This window comes from Paenisporosarcina sp. P4_E4_2 (assembly GCF_056401595.1).
Genome location: NZ_JBFUJC010000069.1, coordinates 1 through 11,119, shown reverse-complemented (window position 1 = coordinate 11,119; position 11,119 = coordinate 1). Strand labels below are relative to the sequence as shown.

Below are 11,119 nucleotides of genomic sequence, written 5' to 3'. Positions count from 1 at the left end.
ACCTGACTCGATATCATATACATATAGTTCTGTATGTGTTGCGTTCTTGAAAGACGCATCGCTACCGACAAATGCCAGTTTCGAATCATCAAAAGAAAATGCAGCACCGCCAAAGTAACCATCTTCTTCAATAACAACCGTTTCTTCCTTCGAGTCCACGTCCACCAAATACAATGATTGACGGAATTCGAAATCCTGGTTTTCAGAACGATTGACACCGAAGACTAGTTTCGATCCATCGTGTGAAACGGACTGTAGCGAATAAAAATAATTGCCTTCCGTAAATTGTGTTACTTCCCCGTTTTCAAGATTTATTACACCGATATGTTTATAACTGTCTTGAGGCAGCAACCCCGTACCGTCCATTTTGTACTTCATTTTATCCACTACGTATGGTTCTGGTTTTTTCTTTTCCTCTTTATCCGGTTCATCAGTAAAGTTCTTTCCTTCTTTTAAGGAAGCAGAAAACCATATTTTCTTTCCACATGGAGACCACACAAAACTGCTGACTCCTGTTTCAAATGAAGTCACTTTACGTGCTTCCCCGCCTTTTGTGGACAATACATAAAGTTGATTCTTATCATCTCGAGTAGATAAAAATGCAAGCTGCGTGCCGTCTATGGAATATGTAGGAGAAGAAATCTTCTCTTTGCCATGTGTCCATTGTGTCAATTTCTTTGAATCCAATTCCACATGCCATAAATTCGCTTGATATGTATTTTCATTGTCGTCTATTTTTGTATGAACAAAAACTGATTCTTTTTGATTTGGTGCTAAGGTAGGCTGAGTAACAGAAACCAATTGATTTAAATCTTCTATAGTTAATTTGCGTTTTGACATTTAATTTCCTCCCTAGGTGTCGCATTATTCCTATTTCGACATCCGTAAGAGTTTTCCTTTAAATCTGAACCATAATTTTCCCGTCGATTATTTAAATTTATTGCAGTATGTTATTTATATGAAAATTGGAGGTTTTATTATGGCTTGGATACTAGGTGGAATGGCATTGATTCTTCTAGGCTTAGTGGGGATATATTTTTGGGTGTACAAATACGATCGTGATAAAGTCGATTTGAATCATATAGACTCTCCTACAACAGACAGCATCATAGTCTCCATTCTTTTCTTAATTGGAGTAATCTTGATTGCAGTATTTTTCGAAAAACTGCCGATTTGGCTTGCTAGGAGTATTTTATTCCTTGTCTGCCTTTTGCCTATTTTGATCGGGGTTATGATTATTTTGGAAGAAATATAATTTTCAAACCCTCCTTACAGTTCAAATTCTTCCATCCATGATTGTATTTTCTGGAAACGGGTAATAATGAAGAAACTACGAGCAGGAGGGTTTAAATTATGTGTGCACTTGAATTGCCTAAATTCACAAAATCCTATTGGAGAAAAGTACGATCAAACAAAACATTTCCACAAATAGAATCGGATGTCTCAACAGAAGTATGTATTATAGGCGCTGGCATTACCGGGGTGACTGCAGCATACGTCCTCGCTAAGGCAGGCGCAAAAGTAATCGTAATTGAAGGAAGCAAAATCGCCAGTGGTACTACTGGATTTACTACAGCGAAAATAACCGCACAGCACGGAATAATTTACGATGAGTTAATACAGACATTCGGAAAGACCAAGGCACGCCAATATTTTGATGCAAATCAACAAGCACGCGAACAAATACAAATGTGGGTAGACGAGCTTTCCATAGATTGTGATTTTGAAGAACGAGATGCCGTTCTGTACGCACAAACTACACAAGGTGTTGATCAATTACATACGGAGAAAGCGGCTTATGACAAGCTTGGTATTCCTGGTGAACTATCGATATCCTTGGATGAACTCCCATTTCCGGTAAGTGAAACATTAACCTTACCAAAACAGGCGCAATTTCACCCTGTTAAATATATCAACAGATTAGTTAAAGAAGCACAGAATCTTGGCGTCGTTTTTCACGAAGAAACCCGAGCAAGCTCCCTTAAACATAATGATGAAATCATTATCGAAACGATGGAGGGAATGAAAATCACGACCAAACAAGTCCTTGTTACAAGTCATTATCCGTTTAACGATAAAGACGGTTTGTATTTTTCAAAATTGTCTCCGCAACGCTCCTACGCGGTGTGTGTCAGAGTTCCAGATRAGCATATGAACGGCATGTATATCAATGTAGAAAAGCCTACCCGTTCAATTCGAACAGCCAAAGGTGATAAAGGAGAAAGCTACGTGATTGTCGGTGGTGAAGGTCACAAAGCCGGGCAGTATGAAGATACTACTCATGATGATTCTACCGTTGAACGCTATGAAACACTCGTACAATTTGCCAAACAGCATTTCCCTGTCCAGTCCATCGACACTCATTGGTCTGCCCAAGATTTAGAAACGCTCGACCGCATTCCCTATATCGGCGAAATGACATCTGGATTGCCTCATGTATTCGTGGCAACTGGCTTTGCAAAATGGGGTATGACAAATGGGACGGCCGCAGGTCTATTGTTAGCCGATCTTGCCCAAAATAAATTTAATCCCAATAAAGATTTATACTCACCGACTCGATCAAAACTAAAACAACATGATACGAAAAACTTTGTAAAAGTAAACTCAAATGTGGCGAAAGAATTAGTAAAAGGAAAATTCACGAGACCATCTGATACCCTTGAGAATTTACAGGTGGACGAAGGCAAGATTGTCATGATTGATCATCACAAGACAGGTGCATATAAAGATGAGCATGGGAAAATACATTTAGTAAAACCTACATGTACCCATTTAGGCTGCGATGTTCATTGGAATAACAGTGAGCGTTCATGGGACTGTCCTTGTCACGGTTCACGGTTCTCTTATACAGGAGAAGTTTTAGAAGGTCCTGCCGTGAAACCATTAGAACGCAGATAAATTAACTTTTAGAAACAACGTCTAGGACATATTTAATAGGACAGTTTTGTATTAAAAGTTTAAATACACACTCTAGCAAGTAGCTCTTATAAAGAGTTGCTTGCTTTTTACATGTTGTTTTTGTAAATGTTTCGAAAAAAATCATATGGGTAAAGTTTTAGGCGGTGAACACCGTTTGAGGAGGATGGTATATGAAGGCGATTACGTTTCAAGGAACGAAAGATATCAAAGTCAAAGAAGTGGAAGATCCAAAACTTCAAAAACGAGATGATATTAATGTTCGTATTACCTCTACAGCCATTTGTGGATCAGATTTACACAAATGGTTTTTCGTTTCAGAATCTGATTACTTCAGTGTTGATGAGCTTTTTCACAACCGTTACACCTTCACCAAGAATTGGGAGTAGATTTGAAAAGGAATAGATCATGAGCATGGTAAAAAAAGCGAACGCGATTAAGTTAATGGGTTTCGTTATATTTCTTCTGTGCCTTATGAGAAAAAAGCCCAAAGCAATTTGAACCAAAACCAATGATGTAWTTTTCATTTCCTACTCACCTCCCATTTTAAATATTTTGTTCTTTCGTTTAATTCCTCTAGTAGTAGTTTACATGAAAAAAACGTCGAAAAATGTCGAAAATGTTGGGAAAGTTTTCACATTCAGGGCATATATATATCATTTTTATGAAATAAATTTCTTAAACTTTTGTTTTAAGTTTAATCAACGTATAGTAGGATAAAAATTGAATATTAAAGATGTAAAATATAAGTAAAGGAGGAAGATGCGACCATGAATAACTTCGGACATGTGATTAAACTTGAGAGAATTAGAAGGAATATGAAGCAAATTACATTAGCTCAAGGGATTTGTACTCCCTCCTACCTAAGTAAAATTGAAAACAATTCCATCGTTCCAAGCCAAGAAGTGGTCAATTTACTATTAAGCCGACTCGAAATTGCGATCAACCAAAACAAAAGTTTAGACGACGATAGTTATCTAAAGCACATTCGTGAGATTTATTTCAATGCCGTCATGAACAAAGACCGCGAACTCACAGCTATAGCGTTAAAAGAAATTAATAGTGAACGTTACTTATTTAAAGATTCTTCAAATTTTTATACATATCAGCTCATGGTGCTCAGATTAACTTTGATTGTGCAAGATGTTCAAAATGACACAAGTGAACTGATTATGGCATTATCTGAGCTATCCAGTAACTTTGATAACTACCAGATGTTTTTATTTAATTCTAATGTCGGCAGTTACTATTCTTTTTTGATGGATTATAACTTAACTCTTCAATCCTATGAAAAGGCAATTTCTTATTACAAAAAAATCAATATTGAGAAATGGGAAGAAGCCGATTTTAATTATCTTTTAGGACATTGTTATCTAACTCAGCAGAGATGGGTCATTTCAATAGAATATATCCAAAAATCTCTAGAGTTTTTCAAGAGCGGATTTTTCAACACTCGTGTGATTGAATGTTACTTAATTTTGGCTATTGCACAAGAATTCTCGTTCCAATATGAAGAAGCTTATGAAAATCTATTACTCGCACAAAAAATAGCATCCCAACTTAATCTTGTTGAACACTTCCCAATCATTACACAGAACTTAGGGAATTCTGCGTCAAGAAGGGGTTTGCCAGGTGAAGCAATAAAATTCTATTTAAAAAGTCTCCAATCGCGCAACGATAACGAAGAAAAATTGCTACCTATATATTCGCTCGTAAAAGAATATTCTAAATTAAGAAACTCGGCTGAAGTCATTAAATGGTGTAAGGAAGGTTTATCATTAATAGATAATAATCAGAATCCCAGTCAGAAAACATTTTTTCACCATTTAAATGTTTACTTGACAAGAGAAACTGACTCAACGATTTTCGAGAAAGTGGCTATTGATGCTTATAATTTTTTTCAGGAACTTAAAGATTACCGCCATGCTCATAAATATGCGCAATTGTTAGGCAACTTTTATTATGAAAACAATAAATATAAAAATGCAGCCAAATATTTCGTGTTATCTAATGCAAGTATGTTTAACAAAAATAAAATGAACCATTGGGAAGAATTATAAAAATTCAAATCAAAAAGCCTGTAACTATTTCCCGAGGTCGGGGGAAATAGTTACAGGCTTTTCGGTATATGTCAGAGACACTGGCGGCAGTGCCTTTGAACGCTAAAATCAGCTGGCAGTTGTATAAACTAAACAACCAAGTTCGTAATCAATATAGTAACTGTTAATTTTTTGTGCAGAGTATACAGAATCTGTTTCTTTTTGTTTATTTGCAGCACGTTTGTTCACTTTTGAGATAAGAAAGCCTTCTTCCTGAATGTCTACTAATAATACGTCGCCAACTTTCATATCATAAGTTAAATCATCTGTTGGAACGACCAATACATTTGATTCCCTAGGAAATTCCAAGAGAACTGCTAAATCATCCTGAAATCGATCCAATTTATACATTCTACCTGTAAACATACTGAACAGCTCCTTTTCAAATGATAATTTGCTTGTTGAAAGATAAAAATTGCTAAATATTCATAATAAACGTAGAATTTGAAGAAATACTAATTCATTAACTAGTTACAATATAATCATAATTCGTTAAGATAGAATAAGAAAGAAAAACAGGTTGGGAAACTTTTTTCCAAAACACGCGTTTTTTTATAGGTATTTAAGTTTTGTTTCCCAACTACATATAGTAGATATTACTCAATGACTCTATTAGTATAAAAGGTGGATATATGAATAATATCGGTTTGCTCATCAAAATGTCCCGCATACAACAGAATATGAAACAAGTCACGTTAGCCAAAGGAATTTGCTCCACTTCCTATTTAAGCAAGATTGAGAATAACCAGACGGTTCCAAGCGAAGATGTCCTGCAGCTTTTATTGGAAAGATTACATCTGGATTTTGAGGATCTCTCCACTGAAGAGGAAACAGAGTTCTTATCWGAACTTTATCTTCTTTATAAAGATGCAATTATTAATCGAAATAAGGAAGATATTACATTAAAACTTGATTCCTATAAGGTAAGAAATTTTCTGTTTAAAGATGAATCCAATTTCTATACTTGCAATCTCTATTTATTCCGTTTGTATTTAATCACTCAAGTTGAAGTGGAAATTGTAAAAAGTTTGATGAATGCTTTGGAACAAATGCAAGAAAAATTCGATGAGAGACAAAGCTTTATCTTTAATAAGAATTGCGGCTTCTATTACTATTTAGTTAAAGATTYCAAAGTAGCGTTAGAGCATTTTGAAACAGCCTTAGACATACTCACTAACTTTCACTTGGAAGAATGGGAACTTGCAGACTTCTACCACGCTATTAGCATGTCTTATTTATCCAACAATCATCTTTTAAACACTATTGAATACTCTACAAAATCTTTGAATTATTATAAAGATAATCTGATTTTTGCTAGAGCGATTGATTGCTACATTGTTACGGGCGTGGCCCAGATGATGACTGCTAAATTTAAAAGTGCTGAAGAATGTTTCCTTCTTACGCAAAAATTAGCTAAAGATGTGCGTTTGACACAATATGATGGTATTATTACTCAAAACTTAGGAGCGCTTTATTCTTTAAAGGGAAATCGTGATAAAGCAATCTCTTATTTTATTGAAAGCCTAGAATATTGGGATGATACAGAAGGACATTTAATAACTATTTTTTCAATAGTTAAAGAATATTCAAAAACAGAAAATATTGGCAAGGTTATCGAATGGTGTGAAAAAGGACTTTCTTTAATTGAAAAAGAGTCAATGGAGAAGTACATGTCATTTTTCTATCATTTTAATATATATAAAGTTAAGCACGAGATGGACCTAGCTTCTGATCAAATCATTCTTTCTGCAATCCAGCATTTTGAGACAGTTAAAGATTATCGCTATGCCAATAAATATTCTATTTTACTGGGCAAAATATATAGCGAAAACAGGAAATACAAAAATTCTGCTTTAACTTACCAACAAGCTGTTCTTTACCAATTTAAATTAAAATCTATTAACATACTGGAGGAATTATAATGAAGAAGAAACTACTATTAACTTTCATCGCTGCATTGCTTGTCATGACATTTGCTCAACAAGGTATTACACTGGCGGACAATGTGCTTCCTAGAATTACAAGCATTCAATCACCTACATTCATTGCTCTAAACAACTAATTAAAAAAGCAGAAACTGCCGGGATTTTCATCCCATTGCAGTCTCTGCTTTTTTATTTGATTTGTTTTTTGGATACGCCCTCTGATAAAGAGTCTTTTAGTTGGTTGTGATTTTTACGGCTTTTCGAGGACATGAACTTATAAATTAAGAGGCCAGTGATGAACGCTGGAATGATGAACACAATAACCGTGAGAAAGAAGTCACCTATATTCAATTTGTTTCCCCCTCTCTTTAAGTTTCTATTTATATATAGAATACGCAATATCTCACATTTGTGTTTCAATTATTAACAATTTATTTTTTATACTAAATTGCCCATATAATGGAATGTTAAAAGCCACTCTTCTCATAGAGTGGCTTTCGTATTGTTATCTGTTAAAGAATTTTGTACAACGTGTAAAAATGCATTAATTTCTTCCACAGTTGTCTTGTGATTAAAAGAAACTCTTATAAATCTATTTGCCATATCTCGTTCAAGGCCCATTGCGCTTAAAGCAGAAATTGCTTCCCCATAGCCAATTTTGCAAGCCGTTCCAGTGGAGATGGCAATCTGATGACGATTGCATTCTAGCATCAGCCACTGCCCTTCTACATGTGGCAAAATTAATCCTTGTATAAAAGGAGACTTAGTCGCTGGGTTTCCTACTAAATGGACAGATTCAGGTAGATGAGCCAAGATAAAATCTTGTAAATGACTCGCCTGTTGATAGGCACCATCTTGCTCCGCAAAGGCATATTTTGCCGCGATTGTCGCTGCTACAATTGCTGGGATATCGACTGTGCCAGCTCGAAATCCACTTTGATGCGTGGTACCTTCATAAACAGATTCCCAGTGTACGGACGGGTCTAAATAAACGATTCCTACCCCTTTAGGTCCTCCAATTTTATGCGCTGAGCAAACGACGGACGTTACATTCAATGCACGAACATCCACAGGTATCTTCCCGACTCCCTGCACCATATCGCAATGTATAGGCACGCCAAATTGCTTGGCATGTGTTGCACATGATACAACCGGTTGAATGGCTCCCATTTCCGAGTTGACTAGCTGCATGATGACTAAAGCGGTATTATGTTTCACCGATTTCTTAAACAATGGCAAATCGATTACACCATATTTGTCTACCGGTATGTAGTGAATACGGTAGCCTTCTTTTTCTAATTCGTGCAGTGCGGTTAATACGGACGCATGCTCAAGTTTGGTTGTGACGATATCCCGATATTCAAGAGGTCTTCCTCTTAATAAGGATCGAATTGTCAGTTGATTTCCTTCTGAAGCATTGGCTGTAAAGAAGATCCCTTCCGCCCGTCCATTTAAAAATTTTGCCCACAATTGCTTACAAGATAATAAGTATGCTGCAGCGGTTGAACCTGCATCGTGCAAACTTTGTGTGTTTCCAAAAGCTTTCGTTGCCGCCTCTACATAAGCGTCAATCGCTTCTTTTCTCATTGGGGATGTGGCAGCTGTATCTAAGTAAATCATCAAAAATCACCCATTTTCCTTCCAAAAACGATTTTCTTCTTGTAATCACTGTATCTTTATGTCATTAATAGTGTCAAGACAGCTGTAAACTTTTCGAAAAGTTGGTGTGAAGAATGTTTGATATTTGTATCATCGGTGGTGGAGTCGCAGGGTTAATGCTCGCTCATTCTCTCCCCGCTTCCATGTCCATTGCTATCCTCACAAAAGAAAATCCTTTCACTAGTAATACTGCACTTGCTCAAGGCGGAATTGCAGCATCACTTGCTCCTTATGATTCCCCTGAGACACATGCCGTCGATACAATTCTTGCTACTGCTGATCATGCGCACTATTCACGCGTGGAGCTTCTTGTTCATGAGGGAAAAGTACTCATCGAAAGATTGATGGCACAAGGACTTCCTTTTGATGCTAACTCGCATGGCTTACCCGAACTTGGTCAAGAAGCTGCACACACACAACGGAGGATTTTACATGCTGGTGGAGATCAGACCGGCAAGATGTTAATGCATTATTTGCTCGAACAAACACAAGAAAAAGTTACCCGCCTCCCTTTTCATACCGTACTGCAATTGCAAATTGATGACGGGCAATGTACTGGGGCGTTCGTTAGTGATTCAAATGGTCACAAACATCTTATTAAAGCGAGACATGTTGTTCTTGCGACCGGCGGTATTGGCCAACTTTATAGTCAGACATCCAATTCCCCAGTAGCAACGGGAGATGGGTTATCCCTTGCCTATCATGCAGGTGCTATTTTGGAAGACTTGGAATTTGTTCAATTTCACCCCACCATTTTTACGTTGAATGGAAAATCGTGCGGTCTTATTTCTGAAGCCGTAAGAGGTGAAGGTGCTTTCCTCGTTAATCAAGACGGAATTCGTGTGATGAAGGATGTTCACCCGTTGATGGAACTAGCACCACGGGATATTGTCGCTCGTGTCATTGAGTGGCACTGGCAAAAAAAAGACCCCGTTTATTTGGATGCTCGACATATTTACCGGTTCGATAAAAAATTCCCATCAATCTATGCTAATTGTATGAGTTATGGTGTGAATCCACTTCATGAGTTATTACCTGTTCGTCCAGGCGCTCACTTTCATATGGGTGGCGTACAAACTAATGATGTTGGGGAAACATCCATTCCGCAGCTGTATGCAATTGGTGAAGTAGCTTCTACAGGTGTGCATGGAGCGAATCGTTTAGCTAGTAATTCATTATTGGAAGGTCTTGTTTTTGCAGAACGATTGGCAAAGAGATTGCAAGAAAACGTGATTCGCTCAGGAATTCAACTTGATGAAGAAGTAGATTGTTCATTCATTCAGGTCTCTCCAGCGACTATGCAACTACGAATGACGGAACAAGTCGGAATTATTCGCACGGGAAACGGTCTTGCAGATTATATTCAAGAATTCCCTCTCTCTCGCCTTAACCTTGCAAACTACACAAAAGAAGAAATACAGCTTATTCACCGTTATACAGCTAGCAGTTTAATTGCAAAATCCGCCTTCCTTCGAACTGAAAGCCGAGGAGGTCATTATCGACATGATTATCCAACGTCGGCTGATGAATGGACAGGAAAAGTTATCGAACGTTCCATTCAAAGGGTGTCGACGAGATTACGTGAAATTGAAAGTAAGGAGACTGTAAAATGAATCGTTTAAAAGTAGAAGCTGCGTTAAAAAATTTCTTAATTGAAGATATAGGAGATCGTGACGTGTCCTCAGTTCTCTTCCAGGAATCCAACATCGGCGAGGCCATTGTGCGTCTTAAAGAGGATGGAGTGGTAGCTGGTTTGCAGTGTTTTACATGGGGTTATGGTTTACTGGATAACACAGTGGAAGTAGAACTGTTAAAAAAAGATGGGGATCATGTGGCATCTGGTGAAGCTATTGTTCGATTGAAGGGTCCGATTGCTTCCTTACTGTCAGGAGAACGCGTGCTATTGAATTTAGTTCAGCGAATGAGTGCCAYTGCAACTTTGACAGCTAAATGTGTGGAAGCACTTGGCTCATCGCATACACGCATTGTGGATACACGCAAAACGACACCGGGTCTCCGAATGTTTGAAAAATATGCAGTTCGGGCTGGAGGCGGCTTTAATCATCGCATTGGTTTGTACGATGCGGTGATGTTGAAAGACAATCATATCGCTGCGGCGGGTTCCATTACGCAAGCCGTGGAAAAAGTCCGTGCTTTGCTTGGTCATATGGTCATGATTGAAGTGGAGGTAGAAACAGAAGAACAATTACTTGAAGCAATTAAGGCAAAACCACATGTCATCATGTTTGATAATCAAACGCCTGAGACGATGACACGTTGGTCAAAACTTGTGCCAGCTTCCATTCGTACAGAAGCTTCTGGAGGAATTGATTTATATAAACTTTCATCATACCGTCATACTGGAGTCGACGTTATTTCCATTGGCGCACTAACGCATAGTGTCTCAAACATAGATATCAGTATGAATTTAACCGTTTCAAGTAAGGAGGCCGTTTTCGCATGACATCGTTATTAGAAGAATTACAAATTGCTGATCCAATACCTGCCCATTACTTGAAC

The 11,119-nt window shown here is 37.5% G+C and carries 11 protein-coding genes and 1 pseudogene; 8 read left to right on the top strand and 4 right to left on the bottom strand.

What is annotated here, in order from left to right; genetic code table 11:
* On the bottom strand, positions 1-840 hold an 840-nt coding region (locus AC1DSB_RS07360; protein WP_477586284.1), incomplete at its 3' end, for a TolB family protein.
* 139 nt (positions 841-979) lie between these two features.
* Between AC1DSB_RS07360 and AC1DSB_RS07355 the strand changes: the two genes are divergently transcribed.
* From AC1DSB_RS07355 to AC1DSB_RS07340, 4 genes and pseudogenes are all read left to right on the top strand, one after another.
* A complete protein-coding gene (locus tag AC1DSB_RS07355) occupies positions 980-1,255 on the top strand; it encodes a hypothetical protein (RefSeq protein ID WP_477586282.1) in 276 nt (91 codons plus the stop codon).
* A 98-nt stretch (positions 1,256-1,353) separates the two neighbouring features.
* The gene (locus AC1DSB_RS07350) at positions 1,354-2,898 is read left to right on the top strand and encodes an FAD-dependent oxidoreductase (protein WP_477586280.1); all 1,545 of its coding nucleotides are present in this window, start codon (positions 1,354-1,356) and stop codon (positions 2,896-2,898) included.
* A 191-nt stretch (positions 2,899-3,089) separates the two neighbouring features.
* A pseudogene (locus AC1DSB_RS07345) lies at positions 3,090-3,218 on the top strand (glutathione-dependent formaldehyde dehydrogenase); the annotation flags it as partial.
* A 468-nt stretch (positions 3,219-3,686) separates the two neighbouring features.
* The gene (locus AC1DSB_RS07340) at positions 3,687-4,976 is read left to right on the top strand and encodes a helix-turn-helix domain-containing protein (protein WP_477532862.1); all 1,290 of its coding nucleotides are present in this window, start codon (positions 3,687-3,689) and stop codon (positions 4,974-4,976) included.
* Positions 4,977-5,084: 108 nt separating this feature from the next.
* On the opposite strand, the gene AC1DSB_RS07335 is transcribed toward AC1DSB_RS07340, so the two are convergent.
* Positions 5,085-5,381: a DUF3006 domain-containing protein gene (locus AC1DSB_RS07335; RefSeq protein WP_477532863.1), complete on the bottom strand. Its 297-nt coding sequence runs from the start codon at positions 5,379-5,381 to the stop codon at positions 5,085-5,087.
* A gap of 266 nt (positions 5,382-5,647) precedes the next feature.
* Between AC1DSB_RS07335 and AC1DSB_RS07330 the strand changes: the two genes are divergently transcribed.
* Positions 5,648-6,937, top strand: coding sequence for a helix-turn-helix domain-containing protein (locus AC1DSB_RS07330; protein WP_477586278.1), 1,290 nt, complete (start codon positions 5,648-5,650; stop codon positions 6,935-6,937).
* Positions 6,937-7,077, top strand: a complete 141-nt coding sequence (locus tag AC1DSB_RS07325) for a hypothetical protein (protein ID WP_477532099.1) — start codon at positions 6,937-6,939, stop codon at positions 7,075-7,077. The genes AC1DSB_RS07330 and AC1DSB_RS07325 overlap by 1 nt, the downstream gene beginning before the upstream one ends.
* A 52-nt stretch (positions 7,078-7,129) precedes the next feature.
* On the opposite strand, the gene AC1DSB_RS07320 is transcribed toward AC1DSB_RS07325, so the two are convergent.
* Both AC1DSB_RS07320 and AC1DSB_RS07315 read right to left on the bottom strand, forming a co-directional pair.
* Positions 7,130-7,291 (bottom strand): hypothetical protein, encoded by a 162-nt coding sequence (locus tag AC1DSB_RS07320; RefSeq protein WP_477532100.1) that lies wholly within the window; start codon positions 7,289-7,291, stop codon positions 7,130-7,132.
* 132 nt (positions 7,292-7,423) lie between these two features.
* Positions 7,424-8,560 carry an IscS subfamily cysteine desulfurase gene (locus AC1DSB_RS07315; RefSeq protein ID WP_477586276.1) on the bottom strand — a complete coding sequence of 379 codons (1,137 nt, stop codon included), beginning with the start codon at positions 8,558-8,560 and terminating at the stop codon, positions 7,424-7,426.
* 113 nt (positions 8,561-8,673) lie between these two features.
* Here AC1DSB_RS07315 and nadB point away from each other — a divergent pair, with 113 nt between their 5' ends.
* Together nadB and nadC are read left to right on the top strand one after the other, a co-directional pair.
* Positions 8,674-10,212 (top strand): L-aspartate oxidase, encoded by a 1,539-nt coding sequence (nadB, locus tag AC1DSB_RS07310; protein WP_477586274.1) that lies wholly within the window; start codon positions 8,674-8,676, stop codon positions 10,210-10,212.
* Entirely contained in the window at positions 10,209-11,063 is an 855-nt protein-coding gene (nadC, locus tag AC1DSB_RS07305) for a carboxylating nicotinate-nucleotide diphosphorylase (protein WP_477586272.1), read from the top strand. The genes nadB and nadC overlap by 4 nt, the downstream gene beginning before the upstream one ends.
* Positions 11,064-11,119: the final 56 nt, after the last annotated feature.

Bases quoted from the DNA above. Each gene is read 5' to 3' on its own strand.
- nadB (WP_477586274.1), top strand. From the start codon at position 8,674: ATGTTTGATATTTGTATCATCGGTGGTGGAGTCGCAGGGTTAATGCTC.
- AC1DSB_RS07335 (WP_477532863.1), bottom strand. From the start codon at position 5,381: ATGTTTACAGGTAGAATGTATAAATTGGATCGATTTCAGGATGATTTA.
- AC1DSB_RS07315 (WP_477586276.1), bottom strand. From the start codon at position 8,560: ATGATTTACTTAGATACAGCTGCCACATCCCCAATGAGAAAAGAAGCG.
- AC1DSB_RS07340 (WP_477532862.1), top strand. From the start codon at position 3,687: ATGAATAACTTCGGACATGTGATTAAACTTGAGAGAATTAGAAGGAAT.
- AC1DSB_RS07325 (WP_477532099.1), top strand. From the start codon at position 6,937: ATGAAGAAGAAACTACTATTAACTTTCATCGCTGCATTGCTTGTCATG.
- AC1DSB_RS07355 (WP_477586282.1), top strand. From the start codon at position 980: ATGGCTTGGATACTAGGTGGAATGGCATTGATTCTTCTAGGCTTAGTG.